Below are 20,962 nucleotides of genomic sequence, written 5' to 3'. Positions count from 1 at the left end.
TGAATTTCGCAATTTTATCTCTGGACTAAGATAGCGGTTTTACGTTCAATTAAGTTGACTATAGAATTGATAGTTCGGAAATTTTCAAACTCCAAATCTTCGTTTTCTATCGCAATCTGAAACTCTTGTTCTACAAACAAGACAAGCTGCATAGCAAACATAGAATTCACAAAACCTAGAGCAAAAATATCTTCGTCTGGCTGTAAATCGTGATTACCAAAAAAACGAGAAAGGAATGTTTGGACTTTAGTGTTAATTTCGCTCATTTCTGAAAAATCCTATTTATTGATAAACGTAAAAGCCTTTACCACTTTTCTTACCATGTAATCCGGCATCTACCATTTTTTTGAGTAAGGGGCATGGTCTGTACTTGCTATCATTGAAGTTTTCATATAAAACTTCGATAGAAAATAAAATGGTATCTAGTCCAATTAAATCTGCTGTTTCTAGAGGCCCCATCTTATGACCGAAACAGCCTTTAAATATTTTGTCTATATCTTCTACAGCGGCGACTTGATCTTGCAATAAAAACACAGCTTCATTAATAGTTAACATCAGTACTCGGTTGGAAACAAAACCCGGCGAATCATTGACGAGTATGCATTCTTTCCCCATCTGAGCCAGAAACTTTTTGCCTGTTTCAATTGTTTCATCAGAGGTATGATAACCGCGAATCACTTCCACCATCGGTTTCATGGGGACAGGATTCATAAAATGCATCCCAATAATTTTATCGGGACGCTTAGTAACTGAAGCAATGCGGGTAATGGGAATTGCTGATGTGTTAGCTGCAAATACACAATCTGCTGGACAAATAGAATCTAGCAGGGGATAGACCTGCTTCTTAATATCCCATTTTTCTGTGACATTTTCTACTACAAAATCAGCATTTTCCAAAAATTTAAAATTTGTAGAAAACTCAATTTTATTTAAGATATCCTGTGGACTTTCTGTACTATCACTTTTTTTGAAAAAACTTTGGAAGCGAATATTATTTCTGATCTCTTGTTTAGCTTTATCTAGAATATCTTCAGAAATATCTACTAAAACTACCTGATGACCTGTTTGGGCGAGGTTTTGTGCAACCCCTACGCCCATGACTCCTGCTCCCACTACGCCTACTACTTGAATATTCATAATTGAAACTCACCTTCCTTTGATATCTAGTACAGCTTGGCGTAAATCAGCCACCCATTCGGGTTCGCAGTCGCTTATGGGGGAAACCCCCAAGACCGCGCTGTCTCACCATTTTAAATGTCTGAAACCTTTGCAAACAATTAATTACGAATTACGAATTCCGCCTTGCGGTACCAGTGGTTTATCGCATTAGTTCCGAGTGATGAATAAGTTCGTAGTAAGGACTTTAGTCTGGGATTTTTAAGCACTGAAGTGCTTACTACAAACTCATCAAAATTAATAGGACAGACTACTAGTAACGCATGGCATAAATAAGCCATTACGAATTACGAATTCTGCCTTACGGTACTACTTTTTGAATTTCAGATGCGGATGGCATAAACGTTGTACATAATTGAATGTTGATATAAATCTTCTTGTTCAGTTACAACGTTGTAACCTTGTTTTTTCAGCAGACTGGTTATATTTTCTAGCCGTCCATCTGTGTCATGTACTTCGATCACAATCTGCTGAATTTTTTCCCAATCTTGCTCTTGGATACCTTGAATAACATCAAGTTCGCTTTTTTGGACATCAATTTTTAGTAAATCGATGCGCTCAACTTTTTGTTCACGGATAATTTCGGAGAGAGGTTTTAACTGACAGGTAAAATTCTGCTCTCTCAACCTTTCTCCCAATAATTCATCAGCATATTCCATCACCTCATTCATGCCATTCATACCACGTTCTAATTGATTGACCATGATGGCTTTTAAGACTTCTTTCTCTTCTTCTTTTTCAGCATAGAAGGAAGACATCCCGGAACTATGAGGATAAAAGGTAAAGGTTGCAGTTTTAGGTTCGTTAGAAATTCCTAAGTTGAATAGCTTAACATTTACCTCATGTAAAGTAGTGTTGAGACGTAAAATTTCAAACAAAGGAGGTGCTGGTTCAAAAGCATAAATAGTAGGGTTTTGGCATTGTTGAGATGCAAAAAGTGTAAACATACCTATATTTGCACCTACGTCAAATATACAGGCGCGATCGCACAACTTAATCCCATGTTTGAGATACACTTGATTATTAAATATGTCCTCATAAAAATAGTCAACTTCAGCTTTGCTTTGGTAAACAATTTCTAGATTATTGGGCAGTTTGTAGCGTCGCTGATTGACAACTTGAGGTACTTGTTGTTCTGGAGTAATTGTAACTTGATTTGCCGCTTCATTTTCGGTTAATTCTTCTAATTCTCCAATTAACATATCTTCAATTACCAAGGATAACTCGGATACAGTTGGCGCTTCAAAGATGTGACGCAAAGATAGTTCGACCTCAAAATCTTTACGAAGCTGGGAAACCATCTGAGTTGCTATTAAGGAATGTCCACCCAAATCAAAAAAGTTATCATCAATGCCGATTTCTTCAACACCTAGTAATTCCTGCCAAATATCTGCAATTTTTTGCTCAAAAGCATTACTAGGAGCAATATATGCAGTTCCTAAAATAGGCCTGGGATGTGCTTGTTTGCTTTGATGAGACTGTTTGGAATTTTCTAAGAACAGGGGTACTGCAAAAACTTGATGTTCTGCGATCGCAGTTTGTAGGTTTTGCGTTGATACAATTATTTGAGGTAGTGTTTTAGACAGAATTCGGTTAAATGCATCTATACCTTCTAAAAAAGATATACCATATTGCTGTCGCATTTGCTTAAATTCGGCTTGCATAGTTGGTGCAAATGACAACAATGATTCTTGCCAACTGTCCCATTGCCACCAATCCCAATTAATTGAGACAGTAGGAATTTGCTGTTGGTAAAAATTGTAATGAGCAAAAGCATCTAAAAAAGCATTAGCTGCACAATAATCTACTTGTCCTATACCACCTGTGATTGCAGTGTTAGAAGAAAATAAAACCAGAAAATCTAAATTTACTGCTTGCAAAACAGCATTTAACACCAGTGTACCCTTGAGTTTGGGCTGAAAAACTTTTGCCGAGGATTCGGTAGTTTTGAGTTGAATTAAACCTGCACCTGGGACTCCTGCTGCATGAATCACACCGTTAATCTTGCCAAAGCGATCGCGTACTTCATTAATCGCGTTCTGCATTTGTTCAAGGTTTGCAACATCTGCTTTCAGAACTACAACCTCAGCACCTAATTCTTCTAATAGCTGAATTTTTCGGATTTTTGTAGTTAAAAAATCCTCTTGTTCGTGACTTGATAAAAATTCCTCCCACTCGACTTTTGGGGGTAATTCCGAACGTCCAATCAGGACTAATTTTGCTTTTACTGTCTTTGCTAAATATTCTGCGATCGCTAATCCAATTCCTCCTAATCCACCTGTAATGACGTAAACTCCTTCTTCCCGTAACTTAGTAGATACGCTTGGTTTTTCGATTGCTAATGGTTCAAAATATTGAACCCATCGCTGATTGCCACGATAGGCAATAACTTGGTCAGAAGTTATTGTACCAAGTTCTATCAAAAGATGATCTATTAACTGCTGCCATTGCTGTGTACCAATTTGGGGAAGTGCAATGTCAATACTGCGGCAGGAAATGTGGGAATATTCTTGCGGAATAACTTTACATACACCAAGGATAGTTGCCTTCTCTGGGCATAAATTGCTTTCATCGAATAACTGCTGCATATCATTAGAAATAACACTAATTTGCAGCGAGTCGTTAATATTTTGTTCTCCTAGTGCTTGTACTAGAAATAGCAAGCTATAGAAACCGATATCTTGAGTTGCATCAAAATAATCAAGTCGCGATGCTATATTTTGCTGTGGTGTAATGTTCCACAAATGAGCAATTTGTTGAGGGATTTTGCCTGAATCACGAATGCTTGTTAATAATGCCTCATAGTCATCTCTACTTTGAGGATTAATTGTATATTCCCAATCACTAATTTGACAAAACTCCTCACCAATTTTGACAATTATAACATCTTGATGTTTCTCTTGTAGCTGTTCTATTATTTGGTTGCCAATACCACAAGTGTCAATAAAGACTAACCAGATTAACTTTTCTTGTGCAAGATATTCAGCAGGAGCAGAACGTTTCCAAGAAGGAATATAAAACCAGTCGCTAACATCCAGCTTTTGTTTTATGGCTGCTTGATTAGTTTGGTCATTTCTGATGGATTCTTTTGGTTCAATCCAGTAGCGTTGACGCTCGAAAGGATAAGTAGGTAAAGGAATACGATAACGATGCTCATGTTTATAAAATCCTGACCAATCTATTTGGAATCCTGCTAACCACAGCCGGCTTAATGTGTTGAGTAAAAATGGTAAATCTGGCTGTTGATCGTAGGAATATCTCAGGGAAGGTAGGACAATCTGATTGATTGCTGGATTATTTTCTATACATTGGAGTGCAAAGCTACTAAGAGTCTGACCAGTTCCTACTTCCAACAAAATTGGATGTTGTTGTTGCCACAATTCTTGTACACCCGGAGCAAATAATACAGGTTCGCATAGATGCTTAACCCAATAATTGGCATCTGTGGCTTCTGCTGCTGTAATCCAGGTTCCTGTAACGTTTGATATATATGGAATTTTTGGTGCTTGGAGGTTGAATGTTTTGACTAACTCATGTAAATTAGGGGCGATCGCTTCCATCATCACAGAGTGAAAGGCGTGAGAAGTTTCTAATCGGCGACAAGCTAAACCTCTTTGAGTTAACTGTTGTTCTAAAGCCTCTACAGCGTCAGTTTCACCAGCGACTACACACATCGATGAGCCGTTGACTGCTGAGAGTGAGAGTTTGTTACTGAGTAGAGGGGATATCTCTGTTTGGGAAAGCGGAACCGCCAACATTGCTCCACCCGGCAATTGTTGAATCATTTCTGCTCTGGCGGCAATCAGTTTTAAACCTTCTTCTAAAGATAAAACTCCTGCTAAAGTTGCTGCTACATATTCACCTATGCTGTAGCCAATCATTGCTTGGGGGCGAATTCCCCAGGATATCCATAATTGTGCTAGGGCATATTCAATCACAAAAACCGCTGGCTGGGCTAGATAAGTTTGATTGATTTGTGCATCTGTTTTTGCCTCGGTGCGACCCAACATTTTTCGCAAATCCACACCGGGAGATGACTCTTGATTTATTTGTTGTTGAGAATTTCTATTTGGATAGAGTACATCTCGCAAATCTTGATTCAGAAGTGGTTTGAGGAATTCACAACAGTAGTCAATTTGTTGCCTAAATGTCGGTTCAACTTGATAAAGTTCAAGAGCCATGTTGACATATTGAGTACCAAGTCCTGGAAACATAAAGGCTACAGGACGTTCTTCAGTTTTTTGAACAGTGTTAAGTACACGCTTTGGATCTTGAAGTGCAGCGATCGCATCTGCGATATCATGACAAACAACCGTCTGCCGATGCTCAAAAGCTTGTCGTCCACACTGCAATGTGTGAGCAACATCCGCAAGCTTTAAATCAGGATGCTGTTTGAGATAATCTACTAAATTTGCAGTAGCACTTTTGAGCGCTGAATCTGTCTTTGCAGAAAGTACCAATAACTGCCAGGGACGAGAAGAACTAGACTCTGGAAGGATAGGTGCTTCTTCTAAAATGACGTGAGCATTAGTTCCTCCCAGACCGAAAGAACTGACACCTGCACGTCGGGGAGTACCATTCCTTTTCCATTCGGACAGTGTGGTATTGACATAAAAAGGACTGTTAGCAAATTCAATTTGGCGATTGGGCTGCTCGAAGTGCAAGCTAGGAGGGATCTGTTTGTGTTTGAGGGCTAGGACGGTTTTAATTAGACCTGTTACCCCAGATGCAGTATCTAGATGACCAATATTAGTTTTTACTGAACCAATAGCACAAAAGCCCTTTTTATCAGTACTAGCTCGAAAAACTTGTGTCAGCGCTGCAATTTCAATCGGATCACCCAACGCTGTTCCAGTTCCGTGAGTTTCAATGTAGGAGACGGTTTCAGGTTCAATGTCAGCTAGAGCCAGAGCTTCTGCGATTACCTCTTTTTGACCATTCACACTAGGCGCTGTGTAACCAACTTTCAGCGAACCATCGTTATTGATTGCTGAACCTTTAATGACCGCATGAATACAGTCGCCGTCAGCCAAGGCATCCTCTAATCGCTTCAAAACCACAATTCCTACGCCGTAGCCAGGGAAAGTTCCTTGTGCTTTGGCATCAAAGGCGCGACAATGCCCGTCTGGAGATAAAACTCCTCCATGTTGATAGAAATAGCCAGTTTTTTGTGGTACAGATGTTGTAACGCCACCAGCTAAAGCCATATCACATTGGTAGTTTAGTAGGCTTTGACAAGCTAAGTTAGTAGCAACCAATGAGGTGGAGCAAGCCGTCTGAACATTAATACTTGGCCCCTTTAAATTTAAGTGATAAGAAACGCGAGTTGTTAAAAAATCTTTGTCATTTCCGATTAGCGTTTGCTGACCAATGAGTGATTCTAGAAAATCTCGGTTTGGAGCAATATTAAAAGCTAAATAACTATTCCAGCCAGTACCTGCATAAGCACCAATTCGACCAGGATAAGTTTCGCAGTTGTAACCAGCATTTTCCAAAGCTGACCAAGCAGATTCTAAGAAAATCCGGTGTTGGGGATCTAAAGTAGCAGCTTCTTTTGGAGAAAAGCCAAAAAAAGCAGCGTCAAATAACTCTATATCTTCTAGTATGGCTCCAGCCTTGACATAATTTGGGTCATTCAAAACAGCAGAGCTTATCCCAGCTTCCAACAATTCTTCATCTGTAAAAAAAACGGTTGACTCTACCCCATCCCGAAGATTATGCCAAAATTCATCAATACTTTTAGCCCCAGGAAAACGCCCCGTCATGCCGATAATAGCTATTCCTTCTAGAGAATTTGGCATTTCTGAAATACTCATACTTTTGTCCCTAATTCTGGTTTATTTGCGTGATTTATGAGCTTGTTTTTGTCGGTTTAGAGCCATTTTTTGTTTATCAGAACGGTTACGAATCTCTTTAAGGGAATGTTGTTCTTGCTGTTCTTGACTCAGATGTTTTGCCAGCAAACTGATACTAGGATATTGAAACATTTCTACCACTGAAATATCGCGTTGCAATTTATCTCGTAGTTGCGCGTTTACTTGAGAAATCAGCAAAGAATGACCGCCTAAATCAAAAAAGTTATCGTTAATACTAACTTTCCCAATACCAAGTACTGTTTGCCACGTACTAGCAATGGTCTGCTGTAGCTCTGTTTCGGGCGCTACATAAAGATTGTTTTGAGTAGAGTAACTTTCCGGTAACGGTAAGACGCGACGATTGACTTTGCCATTGGGGGTCAAAGGAAACGCGTCTAAGAATATAAAAGCCGTTGGCAGCATATACTCAGGTAGCTTTTCTCTCAGAAAATCTCGGAGTTGAGGTACTCGTTCACGCGCTAAACTTCCTTGCCAAGGAGTATTAGCGTAATCGTGCCAAGGACGAGACAAAGGAGGCAAAGCAGCAGGTAAACAGAAACACCGAGCAGCATTAGGTGTAGAGCGTTTGAAGATCACGTCATAGCGATCGCCTATATTATTACCTGACCAAGTAATTTGGACTGAGTAAGGAAAGTCTTTTTCTAATGTCCAGAATACTTCCGGTTCTATCCCTTGATCTTCAAAGGAGCTTAAAATCTGCTTGATCTCACCTGCGGTTTCTGGTACTTCACTGTTTTTTAACCACTGCACTAGCTGAATATCTGCGATCGCACGGGCATTTGGCACACCGCTAAGACCTAAAAATTGCGGTGCAGTTTCTCCCAAAATACGACGGAGAGAGGAAAGAGTTACTTTTTCTTTATCCCAATCCAACCAAGGTATTTCCGCTCTGGGAACTTGTTTATCGTCTATATGGAGAACGACATCGTAACGGAACTTAGTTAATTCATTCTGGGAACAACCACGCTCTAGCAAAATATCAACATGACTAATTTTAGGTAGATGCTGTTTGAGAGCAGTAAAGAAAGCAGGATCAATGACTAATTGTTTTTCCTCAAACAACTGTTTCTGCACACGCTGTTGCAATTGTTCTTTAGAAAGAGTCTCTGCTGCTCGATAAAGTTGCACTGAGGCGTGAAATGCTTCTAATAAAGGCAGACTGCGAACATCTCCTAAAAAAATGAAGCCGCCTGGTTCTACAGCATTAACTGCCTTTTCCAAAACCTGAAGCAAATAGTCAATGCTGGGAAAGTACTGAGCTACAGAGACAATCAATACTGCATCAAAGCTATTCTCTGCCACATCTTCAAAATCTAAAGCACTTCTCTGGCTAAGTGTGACTCCTGCTAATGATTGCTCTAGCTTCTCCAACTGCTGTTGTAGAATTTGCAGGGCATTTTGTGAGGGGTCTGTTGCCCAGTATTGCTGGCAATGAGGAGCAATATTCAAAAGCATCAGACCGCTACCCCCACAACCGATTTCTAAAACACGGTTGGGCTGCAAAGCTAAAATTCGTTCGGTGGTTTGTTCCATCCACTCGCGCACTTCTTCATCTGGAATAGACGCTCCTGTATAACTACTTTCCCAACCCTTGACATAGAAGCCAGAGTTTTGAGTGTCATCAAACTGGTTGTAGAGGCTATCAAAGACCGTTTGCCACTGCAAGGTTTGCTGAGTATCTAATGTTTCTACCGTTTCCAGTTGATACTGCCCGACAACATAAGCAAGCAAACGCTGATGGCTTGAGTCATCATTGTGAGCAACAACCACTGCTTCTCGAACAGCTGGATGTTGATTAAGTAAGGCTTCTATTTCTCCTAATTCAATGCGGAAACCCCGAATTTTGACTTGATAATCAATACGTCCGAGAAATTCTAGGTTGCCATCGCTTAGGTAGCGAACTAAGTCGCCTGTCTGATAAAGACGTTCCCCAGGTTTTGAACTGTAGGGGTTAGGAATAAACCTTTGTGCTGTTAAATCTGGTCGGTTCAGGTAGCCTCTAGCAACACCAAAACCTCCAATGTACAATTCGCCAGGAGTTCCTAGAGGTACTAGTTGTAGATAAGGATCGAGGACGTAAGTTTTAACTTGGGGAATAGCTTTGCCAATCGGCACTTCGCTAGCTGTCGATACTGATAAGTCACAGAGGGTTGCCACAATTGTTGTTTCTGTGGGGCCATAGCTGTTGACAAGGCGTATCCGTTGCCCAACCTGCTGCTGCCAAGTTGTTAGATGTTTTTTGTCGGCTCTTTCACCACCAATAATCACTAACCGTAGGAAATCGGGAAGTGCTAAATTTGCTGTTGCTAATTCAGCCGTTAGTTGATGCCAAAAGGCAGTAGGCAAATCTAGGACAGTTACTCCCCAATTACGACAATGCTGTAAAAATTGAGGTGTCGAACTCAGCATTTCATCTGTACGCAGGATGAGAGCAGCACCGCAGATGAGACAGGGAAAAATTTCTTCCGCAGCGGCATCAAAGCTGATGGAAGCGAATTGCAGTACTCTATCAGTTGCTTCCAATCTGTACTCTAAACAGGCAATTTTGGCATAACTAGCCAAAGAGTGATGCTGAATTGTCACACCCTTGGGAGTTCCCGTCGAGCCAGAGGTATAGATAATATAGACAAGGTTTTCTGGTTGCGTTTGATTGACAAGATTTTCCTGACTTTGTTGAGCGATCGCACTTTTTTCTCTATCAAGGCATACTACTTGCGACTCAAGCACAGGCAAAACAGCCAAAAGTGATTGCTGAGTCATAAGGACTGACACCTTAGCATCATTCAAGATTAAAGCAAGACGTTCTTTTGGATAGGCTGGATCTAGAGGTATGTATACTCCTCCAGCTTTCAGGATCGCTAAGAGTCCAATGACCATCTCTAAAGAACGTTTTATGCAGATACCAACTCGGACTTCTGGCCCAACTCCCAGCGATCGCAAATACCTTGCTAACTGGTTCGCCTGCTGATTCAATTCTGCATAAGTTAAATGCTGGTTTTGAAAAACTACTGCGATCTCATCTGGTGTCCGTTCTACTTGTGCTTCAAATAGTTGATGAATGCATTGTTCAAATTGGGAATTGGGAATTGGAGATTGATTATTACTCAGTTCCAGGAGCAAATCATGCTCTGCGGCACTCAAAAGGGGTAAGTCAGATAGGCGAGCTTGAGAATTAGCAGCAATGCCTGAGAGTAAATTTTGAAAATGCCTCAGCATTTTAGTGATGGTGGCAGCATCAAACAGGTCTGTATTGTAATAAAAAGATGCCGCCACTTCTTGTTCTGTAATTTCAATAGACAAGCTCACATCAAACTGTGCTGTTTCTGTTTCTATTTTTACCAAGCTCAAAGCCAAACCAGGTATTTCTGGTAACTGCGAGTAATCCTGGACATTGAACATGACTTGAAACAGCGGTGTACGACTGGTATCACGCTCTGGTTGTACTGCTTCTACTAGTTGGTCAAAGGGCAAATCTTGATGTGTGTAGGCTCCTAAAGCCACGTTTTTAACTCGCTTCAGCAACTCATCAAAAGTTGGGTTGCCACTCACATCTGTACGTAGCACTAGGGTATTGACAAAAAAGCCAATTAAGTCTTTGATTTCTTGACGTTGACGGTTGGCGATGGGTGAGCCTACAGCAATATCATCTTGTCCTGTGTAGCGGTAGAGGAAGGTCTGAAATGCTGCTAATAGCAACATGAATAGAGTTACACCCTCTTGACGAGCGATCGCCTTCAGTTGCTTAATTACTGCTGGGGATAACTTAATAGATTCTTCAGCGCCGTGTGAAGTTTGCACCGCCGGCCGTGGTCGGTCTGTGGGTAGTTGTAATGCTGCTGGTATACCCTCAAGTTGTTGCTTCCAGTAAGAGAGTTGGGTTTGCAGAATTTCACCTTCTAACCATTGTCGCTGCCAATATGCAAAATCTTTGTATTGGATCGACACTTCTGGGAGAGGTGAAGAACTTCTAGTTAAGAATGCTTTGTAAAGTAATGCAATTTCTTGTAAAAAGACCTCAGTAGACCAGCCATCAGAGATGATGTGGTGCATCTCCAGCAAAAGAATATGCTCTTGCTGTGCTAGGCGCAAAACTTTAGCACGTAATAATGGCCCGTGCGTTAGGTCAAAAGGTCGTTGACTTTCTTGAGTTAATAATTTTTGAACTGCAACATTGCTCTGTAATTCTATATTTATTACTGATAAAGATAATTTTAGGGAATCAGCAATAATTTGTACTGGCTGTCCGTTGACTGTTGTAAATGTGGTTCTTAAAGTCTCGTGTCGCCGGATAATTTCATTCAGACTTTGTTCTAGTAAAGTAATCTCAAGCTGACCTTTGAGATTAACAGCTAAGGAAATATTGTAAGCTGAATTTCCTGGTTCTAATTGGTCAAGGAACCATAGTCGCTGCTGGGCAAAAGATAGAGGATATACTTCAGTTGGCTGGATTTGGCTTAGAGACACTGAGGGGATAGCAGATGCCGTTGTCAGTTGAGCGAGTATTTTTGTAGCGAGCGATCGCGCACTGATCCCTTCAAAGAAGTCTGCTATAGATACTTCTATTTCTAGGTCAACTTCAATCCTGTTTTTTAACTCAAAAACTTTTAAAGAATCAAGTCCAAAGGTACTTAAAGGCTGTTCAGACTTGACTTCATCAGGTGCAATTGCTAGTACCGTAGCTACCTGTTCTATAAGATATTTTTCTAAAACTAGCTGACATTCTTGTGGGACAAGCTCTAAAACAGTGGAACGTTTTAAACGAGTTTCATTTCTGACAATATCACTACTTTTTAAAATATTACAGCCAACTATATCTAATTCCCCTTTTTGCCATTGCACGCGAGTTGCACGGCGTTGAATCTTGCCACTGGAAGTTTTAGGAATACTACCTGGTTTAATTAAAACGACAGCATAAACTTGTACTTCATGTTCTTCTGTGACTGCTTGACGAATGGTAGCAATAACCTCTTCTAAGTTTGGCTTGACGCGAAACTCTAATTCTTGGACAACTACTAGCCGTTCTTCATTGTTAACTTCTACTGTGAATGCTGCACCACTACCAGAACGCAACGATGAATGACTACACTCTACGGTTATTTCTATATCTTGTGGATATAGATTTCGACCACGAATAATAATTAAATCTTTGACTCTACCTGTAATGAAAAGTTCTTCATTCTGCAAAAAGCCTAAATCTCCCGTCCGTAGAAAAGGCCCTACACCGGTGTCTGATAGATAAGCATGAAATGTGTCTACTGTCTCTTGAGGACGGTTCCAATAACCTTGACCAATACTCGGCCCAGATACCCAGATTTCCCCAATTTCATCAGGTTTGCAACTACTCAAGTTTTCTGGATTGGCAATTACTACTTTTTGGTCTGGGATGATGTTACCGCAACTTACGAAATTGTAGATATCTTGATCTTTAGCAGTTGCTTCAACTACTCGATTGAATTCTAATGCAGCTTTCTGGACTGTTTTGATAATTGGTGATGTTGCGTGATCAACACCAGAAACCATCAGAGTTGTTTCAGCCATGCCGTAACAAGGATAAAATGCCTCTTTACGGAAGCCACACTCTACAAAAGCCGTTGCAAATCGTTCTAAAGTATCATGGCGAATAGGTTCAGCCCCGTTAAATGCAACACTCCAACTACTTAAGTCAAGAGTTGCTTTTTGTTCAGGAGTAATTTTTTGAATGCATAACTCATAGGCAAAGTTAGGGCCACCACTGGTTGTGCCTTTGTAGCGAGAAATCGCTTGCAACCAACGATAAGGACGTTGAAGAAAGGAAGTTGGGGGCATGATGATGCAAGGAAAACCTCCATACAAGGGTTGTAAAATTCCTCCAATCAGACCCATATCGTGGTACATCGGCAACCACGTTACAAACTTACTTTCTGGGGAATGCTTCATGAATTGGTAAGTTGTGACAGCATTGTGCAGTAGGTTGCCATGACTTACCATTACACCTTTGGGTGTCCCTGTAGAACCAGAGGTGTATTGCAAAAAAGCTAATGTATCTTGATTAATAAAAGGTTCTTGCCAAGTATCTTCTATTCCTTCTGCAAGATTATCAGTAGTTAGCCAGTGTAAAGATTCTAGGTTGGTCTTTTCTGTCATTAAAGACCGGACTGTAGACAAAATCTCTGTTGTGGTAAGAGCGATCGCTGCTTGTGCGTCTGCCAAAATAGCTTGTATTCTAGGTGTGTTGCGCTGATTACGAGGCGGATATGCAGGAACAGCAACGACTCCTGCATACAAGCAACCGAAAAAAGCTGCCAAGTAATCTAGTCCTGGTGAATACAGCAATAAGGCTCGTTCCCCAGTTAAACCTAATGACTGTAATTGAGATGCTATTCGACGCGATCGCTTATCTAATTCTTGATAAGTAAGTGTGGCTGTTTCTGTTTCGCCATCTTGCAAGAAAGTAAAAGCCTCTCTATTTGGCTGCGTCAATTGTCTTAAGCGTAGCAGCTCAATCACAGTAGAACAATTGCGGGAAACTTCTTGGAAGCTATTGGAAAATTGATTCATTTCTACTCTTAACAGTTAGATGCAACCCTGATGTAATTCTTTCTTATATATCCACTCGTAATACAGTTTGGTTAACCATAAGTGCTGAGTCCTGAGTATTCCAGCACTTATGGTTAACCGCTGCATTCTGCTCTGATCCCCACAAAAGCAATAGAAAGAACTGATACGAATGGCACTAACAAAAGCCCAAAGGCTTGTGTAGTCTTGTTCCCAGCCTCCAGTCTGGGAATGTATTTAAAGTGGGCTTCTGCCTCTTGTCAAGCTACTGGAGGCGGTAGCCCTTCAAAATGGTTGCCCTGACTTTAGGCTTGTTCCAGCCAGAGCAAGGGCTGTATTTTTTCTTAGTCTGATACTTCCATCGCATCAGAATCTAGGTGAAGTTCTTATTTTGCCTGAGACTCAAGTCATCAAAAAACGCTAAGGAGCGCAAAATCAAGTTTAGCTAATTGCAATTAATTTTCAATTATCTGAAATTACTATAATAGGAATTGTTGCGTTTGACAACTAGGCTATTTATAATTAATTCTTATTTGTATTAAGTTTTAGTATAATTAAAAACTATAAATATTTCTATATCAGCAATCAGAACTGTTTCGATAACTGACAATCCTTTACCTTCTCCCAAAGGGAGAGGTTAGCGCTAAGGCAGAAGTTTCTCGATAATTTATTTTTTTATTGTATTCATTTGCAATAAGCAGACATTTACCCTAATATATATTATTGCAAATCAATGTTAATAAATAGCTGCGTCATCGACTAGGAACGAGTGGCATATTTGGTTGTGAGAAAATTAATGAAATTAGAGCAACTATTTCAAAGCCTGTTGGTTACAGGCTCATTTTTCGTATTGGTAACGACTCCTGCCTTGAGTGAGGAGGGACGAGATGATGTACAGCGTTCTTTTCCATCAACTAGTGCAAGCACGAGTTCCGATCAAGCATTACCCCGATCAACTTCAGCAGAGCTTCAACCAATCATAGAGGTTCAGCCACTCTCAAAATTGAAACGTCCACCTACCAGTGGGCAAAAGCTAGTGCAATCACCAGCACCAACACCAGGTTCAGCTGCTTCCCAAGAAGTTATCCAAATTACTGGAGTCAAAGCAAATCCTACGGAAAAAGGCGTAGAAGTGATTTTGCAGACATCCAATGGGGAACAGTTACAAATCTCAAATGTTAGTACTGGCAATAGTTATATCGCCGACATCCCTAACGCCCAACTACGTCTGCCCAATGGTGATGGATTCGTATTTCGTTCGGAAAAACCGACTGCGGGAATTAGTGAAATCACAGTTACTAATCAGAATATCAATACAGTCCGGGTGACGGTGATAGGTGAAGCGGGGTTGCCACAAGCTGAATTGTTTGATGGCGATGAAGGTTTAATTTTTGGTTTGACACCTGCTGCATCTACAACCCAACTACCACCGCAACCAGAAGCGCCACAAAATTCTGAGTCAGAAGAACCTGCTAGCAACACTCCTCCAGCAGAACCATCAGGGCAGACTGATGAACCAATTGAGTTGCTGGTGACAGGAGAACAAGACGGCTATCGCGTGCCTGATGCTGCTACTGCTACTAAAACAGATACACCTTTACGCGATATTCCCCAGTCAATTCAAGTCGTTCCTCGACAGGTGTTAGAAGATCAGCAAGTAACAAACTTGGGTGAAGCCCTCAGAAACGTATCTGGTGTATCACAGGGGGATGGCTCACGATCGCGCGGGGCTGCTAATACTCCGAGAATCCGAGGGTTTGATTCCCGCTTTGATATTTTGACAAACGGGTTGAAAGATTCGACGAATTTATTGTTTGGTTATGATCCTGCAATTATCGATCGAATTGAGGTACTTAAAGGCCCTGCTTCTGTTCTCTACGGCCAAGGTTCGACTGGAGGTGTGATCAATCTTGTCACTAAACAACCTCTGAGAGATCCTTTCTACTCAGTCGAATTTTCCGCTGGCAACTATGATTTCTACCGTGGTGGGATTGATCTTTCAGGCCCACTCAATGATGACCAAACAGTTCTGTATCGCTTGAATGTAGCTGCTCAGACAACAGGAAGTTTTGTTGATTTCTATGATGGGCAACAGTATATTGTTGCTCCGAGTCTCTCGTGGCAAATTAGCGATCGCACCAAAATAACTCTCAGCAGCGAATATATTAATCGCCCCAAAGATTTTGGTCAAATGGGTATCCCCGTTGTAGGTAGCATTTTGCCCAACCCCAATGGCAGAATTAATCGCGATCGGAACTTTTCTGAACCGTCTAGCCGCGATGATTTAGAAGTATTCCGAATTGGTTACGACTTAGAGCATCGCTTCAGTGAGAACTGGCAACTACGCAGTGTCTTGAAAGCAGGGTGGGCTGATCAGGATCGAGTGGTTACTCAAGGAACTAGTCTCAGAGCAGATAACCGCACCCTCAATCGGATATTTTTTGAGTCTGATATTGATGATAGAGTCTTTAATTTTGACAACTATGTTGTCGGTAAATTTTCTACAGGCAGTATCCAACATCAACTGGTAACAGGTTTTAATTTAACCAGATTGGATACCAGAAATGTAGACCTTGCTTTCAACCTAGCTGCACCGATTGACGTATTTAACCCTGAATATGGCCAACCACTTGGAGAATCCATTGGCCCAGAAACTTTAGAGTTGGGCACAAATGCTTATGGTTTCTATGTCCAAGATCAAATTACAGTCACAGAAAATTTCAAAGTCCTAATAGGTGGACGGTTTGATATTATCAATCAGAAATTTGAGAATTTCACTGCCTCCACCAGTGAATCTGTGCAGCAAGAAGCCTTTAGTCCAAGGGTTGGGATTGTCTATCAACCAATCACACCAATTTCCCTCTACGCTAGCTATAGCCGAGCATTTTCACCCAATCAATCAGTTTTTAGTCCAACACTGCCTGAACCAGAACGGGGGACACAATACGAAGTGGGGATCAAAGCAGACTTGAGTGAAGGACTAGCTGCTACTTTGGCATTTTATGATTTGACTCGCTCTAATGTTTTAGTCGCCGATCCCAACAACATAGCACGGTCTATCCAAGTGGGTGAACAGAAAAGCCAAGGGATTGAATTTGACTTATCGGGTGAAATTTCGCCGGGATGGAACATCATTGCGGGTTATGCCTACACAGATACCGAAATCACTGAGGATGAACCCTCTAGAGTTGGCAATCAATTGAACAATGTGCCGAAACACTCTTGGAATTTGTGGACAACCTATGAAATTCAGTCAGGTAATTTGCAAGGTTTAGGCTTTGGTTTAGGTTTATTTTATGTAGGAGATAGACAAGGAGACTTAGCGAATACATTTGAATTGCCTAGTTATGTTCGTACCGACGCTGCTATCTTCTATAAGCAAGATAGGTTCCGCGCCGCGCTCAATTTCAAAAATATTTTCAATATAGACTATTGGGATTCTGCATTGAATAGAGCAAATGTTTATCCAGGCGATCCTTTTATTGTGCAGGGAACTGTTTCCTTTCAACTCTAATCTCTTTTGAGGTTGAATGCACAATGATGTGCAGTGCGTTCAAAAAACATTAAATCTCTTCCCAAGATATTGGGAAGGGATCTATATATCAACTCTTCTGCAATGACAAAGAGAATTAACAGGATTATCATCTTTTTCCTCCTTGCTAGCCTGACTGTTTTTCTAATTTCTAGCTATCAAGTTAGATTCGCTGATACTCCACCTCATATCAACAAGTTGTCCAACATTTCTAACTGTCGGATGATTGAACACACATTGGGAAAAACCTGTGTTCCTAATAATCCTGAACGGATTGTTACTTTGAACGATATCATCTTGGGTAATGTTCTTACTCTTGGTGTTAAACCAATTGGAAGTGCTACTTATTTTAGAGAAAATAAATTTTCTCCACAGGTAAAGAGAAAAGTCGGTGACATCAACTTGTTAGGAATAATTCGTCAACCGAATCTAGAAAAAATGTTACTACTTAAACCTGATTTGATTATAGGTTGGCGAACTACCGATCAAGCAAATTATTCTCTACTATCAAAAATAGCTCCTACTGTACTCTACGATTCACAAGGTTTATCGTGGCAAGAACAGTTTAATTTTGTAGCTAACACACTAGGTAAAGAAGCAACAGCAACAGTAGTTTTGAATAATTATGAGCAACGAGTTCAAAAGTTAAAACAATATTTGGGAAGTCGTTATAAACAACAAAAAATTTCTCTGATCAACTTCTGTTGTAATGGGATAATAAGCGATGTCAAAAATTCATTTGCAGGTACTATCCTCAATGATGCAGGATTACAACGCCCAAAAGCGCAAGACATTAATCAAAAATATGGAATTATGGAGATTCCTGAAGAAGAATTATGGAAAGCCGATGGTGATATTTTGTTTGTCTCAGCTTACTTAGATAGTGACCGTTCTTATTTAAAGAAACTAGAACAAAAACCTCTGTGGAAAAATATTCGAGCGGTGCAAAAAAATCATGTGTATTTTGTAGACGCTACAGCATGGAGAGGAAATAGTTTAATTGATGCTGAGGTGGTAATAGATGATTTGTTTAAGTACTTAATTAACCCTTAAATTTATGCCCAAACACACACTATTTGTTTGTAAATACTGCCACCATTCGTCTGAAAAACTATCAGAACAGCAGCCTACAGATGGCTCTATTTTAATAGAGAATTTAAACATTACCTTTGACAAGGGGTTTCCATCAGAACAAGTGGAAATTCAGCCTACCCACTGCATCAGGGCGTGCGATCGCGCCTGTGTTGTGGCTATTTGCAGCCCTGAAAAACCTACCTATCTTTTTGTGGATCTTCCTATTGACAAAAGTTCCACACCATTATTTGAGTTTATGCAACTATATATCGAAAGTCGCACAGGGGCGATCGCCTGGAAAAATTTCCCTCAACTATTGCAGTCTGCTATTTTTGCACAAATTCCATCACAAAATCATTCTTGAAAAAGAATTCAGGAGCGGAGACGGAGACGCTCCGCCTCCGGTCAGAATCAAGACGCTCTCTACGAGACGCTAAAGTGGGAAAATCATTATTTCACAGGTCGCTTTTAGGAATTTCCTCACGAAATTCTATGACCAATTGCATAGTTTCCACTACCAAATCACGTAAATCCCGATTGAGCGCTACAGCACCTTGAGACCCAAACCAACGGTCAAAAATAGTGACATATTGCTGATTACCATTGACGAATCCTTGCATGAACTTGACCAGAGAATAGTTGACTGTATCCAAGAATTTCGAGTTATTTTCTGGTACCATGCAAGCGATACCTTCTTGTGAATAGGGGCGAGGAGGTACGATCGCAAAAGCATCTGGATTTTTTTGCTGTTGTAGCCATCCCTCTAAAAGAATGCTATCGGACGAGAAACCATCAATAGTACCTTCTTGCAAAGCTGTGTATCCCTCTGCCCTAGTTTTAAAATACACCCGCTTAACTCTAGGTTGTACACGAGCGATCGCCTGCTCATTTGTGGTTCCCGCCAGCACACCAATTCGCTTACCAATAAGGGATGCAGGGGAACCTATATTACTTCCTTTCTTAACTAATAATTGGGTTCCAGTCACACCGTAGCTCACAGAAAAGTCTACTTTTTTATCTCGCTCCCATGTAAAACTACTAGCATCACACACAATATCAACTTCTTGATTAACTATTTTAGTAATCCGCTCAGAAGGGCTAAGACCAACTAATTGCAGTTTAATTTTTTTATCTAGGTCTTTTTCTAATTGCTCTTTAATCAGAGTCAGCATATCTACAGAATAGCCATTTAACTTTCCTTGACTATCCACATAGGCAAAAGGTAGCGCATCTCTACTAGTACCAGCTGTTAATATCCCTGTTCTGGCTACTTTTTCCATCACAGTCTCAGCAGCTACCATATTAGGCATGAGCGTTGCAAATATGAGACTTAAAATAGGAATAGCAATTTTTTCATACATAAGCTTTAAGAATAGGTCGTTTTTTCAAAAATTAAATCTGATTTAGATATCAAGCATCGAGAAGGTATCACTATCGAGTACATAGTAAGGTTATCTAGTAACTATTCTTTACATTAGAGCTTATCCGAGTCGTATTGGGAGAGGTTCCAATACTTGTCGGGTTTTGGGGAAAAGGGTAAGGGGAAAGAAAAAACCTTTAACCTTTACCCTTTACCCTTTTCCCAAAACCCAATTCCGAGTTCAAAATGCAAAACCCAAGCAGTATTGGGAGAGGTTCTCCTCCTGCCTTCTTCTTGTTGATTTTTTCAAAAATATCATCGGATTGCTATAGCTGTTTTAAAATACAACTTACATCTAAGGGTGCTGAAGGCATGATTACTAAACCCAAGATTTTCATTGATGGCGAATCAGGAACCACAGGCTTACAAATTTACTCACGTCTCAACCAACGGGATGATATCGAGTTAGTTAGCATTGAGGAATCTAAACGTAAGGATGCATCTGAGCGAGCTAAACTAATCAATGCCGTCGATGTTGTTATTCTCTGCCTACCTGATGATGCAGCCCTTGAAGCTGTTAGCTTGGTAACTAGTACTACGGTTAAGATCCTTGATGCTAGTACTGCCCATCGCACAGCTAAAAACTGGGTATATGGTTTCCCTGAACTAAATCCAGGACAGCGAGAGAAAATCGCCAGTGCCCAGTTTGTGAGCAATCCTGGATGTTATCCTACAGGATTCTTGGCTTGTATCCGTCCGTTGATTGCCAAGGGACTCCTGAACAGCAACTTTCCTATCACTGTTAATGCAGTGTCAGGTTACTCTGGCGGTGGGAAGAATCTCATCAAACAGTACCATACCTTCCACGAGCAACAAGCCGGAGCAGAGTCACTCTATCCCTATGGGATCTATGGGTTGCGGTTTGGGCATAAGCACGTCAAAGAAATGCATTATTACTCCGGGTTAACATCGCCGCCACTGTTCGTACCAGCAGTAGGGGATTTTGAGCAGGGGATGCTGGTACAAGTGCCTTTGCCGCTAGGGACTGTGGATAATCCACCATCAGGTGAAGTTATTCATGAAGCGATCGCTAACTACTACCAAAGTGAAAAATTTGTGCAGGTTGCTCCATACCAAGATTCTACTCTCCTGCGAGACGGAATATTTTTGGATGCAATGTCTACGACGGGCTACGCCTACGCAATCAAGAACACCAATATTGTTCAGGTTTTTGTATTCGCTAATGACACTACCAAAGAAGTGTTGCTAGTTGCTCGTCTTGACAACCTGGGTAAGGGCGCATCAGGAGCCGCCGTCCAAAACCTAAACATCATGCTCGGTTTTCCAGAAGAGTTGGGATTATGAAAAAGGCATAGGCAGTGGGGAGTGATGAGTGCTGTTAGCGGTAGC

General features: G+C 40.8%; 9 protein-coding genes. 4 read left to right on the top strand and 5 right to left on the bottom strand.

All coding sequences use genetic code 11. The annotated features are described in order from the left end of the window. Nucleotides 1–14: 14 nt before the first annotated feature. From ACWATR_RS26130 to ACWATR_RS26115, 4 genes are all read right to left on the bottom strand, one after another. On the bottom strand, nucleotides 15–266 hold the full coding sequence (locus ACWATR_RS26130) for an acyl carrier protein (RefSeq protein WP_420760746.1): 252 nt from the start codon (nucleotides 264–266) through the stop codon (nucleotides 15–17). A 16-nt stretch (nucleotides 267–282) separates the two neighbouring features. Continuing rightward, nucleotides 283–1,137, bottom strand: coding sequence for a 3-hydroxyacyl-CoA dehydrogenase family protein (locus ACWATR_RS26125; protein ID WP_460338740.1), 855 nt, complete (start codon nucleotides 1,135–1,137; stop codon nucleotides 283–285). Between the two features lie 362 nt (nucleotides 1,138–1,499). Continuing rightward, entirely contained in the window at nucleotides 1,500–6,992 is a 5,493-nt protein-coding gene (locus ACWATR_RS26120) for an FkbM family methyltransferase (protein ID WP_460338738.1), read from the bottom strand. A 21-nt stretch (nucleotides 6,993–7,013) separates the two neighbouring features. Then, nucleotides 7,014–13,589 carry an amino acid adenylation domain-containing protein gene (locus ACWATR_RS26115; RefSeq protein ID WP_460338736.1) on the bottom strand — a complete coding sequence of 2,192 codons (6,576 nt, stop codon included), beginning with the start codon at nucleotides 13,587–13,589 and terminating at the stop codon, nucleotides 7,014–7,016. A gap of 793 nt (nucleotides 13,590–14,382) precedes the next feature. Between ACWATR_RS26115 and ACWATR_RS26110 the strand changes: the two genes are divergently transcribed. From ACWATR_RS26110 to ACWATR_RS26100, 3 genes are all read left to right on the top strand, one after another. After that, nucleotides 14,383–17,100, top strand: a complete 2,718-nt coding sequence (locus ACWATR_RS26110; protein ID WP_460338734.1) for a TonB-dependent siderophore receptor — start codon at nucleotides 14,383–14,385, stop codon at nucleotides 17,098–17,100. A 102-nt stretch (nucleotides 17,101–17,202) separates the two neighbouring features. Then, a complete protein-coding gene (locus ACWATR_RS26105; RefSeq protein WP_460338732.1) occupies nucleotides 17,203–18,171 on the top strand; it encodes an iron-siderophore ABC transporter substrate-binding protein in 969 nt (322 codons plus the stop codon). A gap of 4 nt (nucleotides 18,172–18,175) precedes the next feature. Beyond that, nucleotides 18,176–18,556 carry a DUF1636 family protein gene (locus ACWATR_RS26100; RefSeq protein WP_460338730.1) on the top strand — a complete coding sequence of 127 codons (381 nt, stop codon included), beginning with the start codon at nucleotides 18,176–18,178 and terminating at the stop codon, nucleotides 18,554–18,556. A 91-nt stretch (nucleotides 18,557–18,647) separates the two neighbouring features. On the opposite strand, the gene ACWATR_RS26095 is transcribed toward ACWATR_RS26100, so the two are convergent. Continuing rightward, entirely contained in the window at nucleotides 18,648–19,553 is a 906-nt protein-coding gene (locus ACWATR_RS26095) for an amino acid ABC transporter substrate-binding protein (protein ID WP_460338728.1), read from the bottom strand. A 374-nt stretch (nucleotides 19,554–19,927) separates the two neighbouring features. Between ACWATR_RS26095 and argC the strand changes: the two genes are divergently transcribed. Further along, the gene (gene argC / locus ACWATR_RS26090) at nucleotides 19,928–20,917 is read left to right on the top strand and encodes an N-acetyl-gamma-glutamyl-phosphate reductase (RefSeq protein ID WP_460340687.1); all 990 of its coding nucleotides are present in this window, start codon (nucleotides 19,928–19,930) and stop codon (nucleotides 20,915–20,917) included. The last annotated feature ends 45 nt before the right edge of the window (nucleotides 20,918–20,962 follow it).

It is taken from the genome of Nostoc sp. UIC 10890, assembly GCF_054786515.1.
Note: the sequence above shows the minus strand (reverse complement) of the source record. Positions and strands in the feature narration are given on the sequence as shown.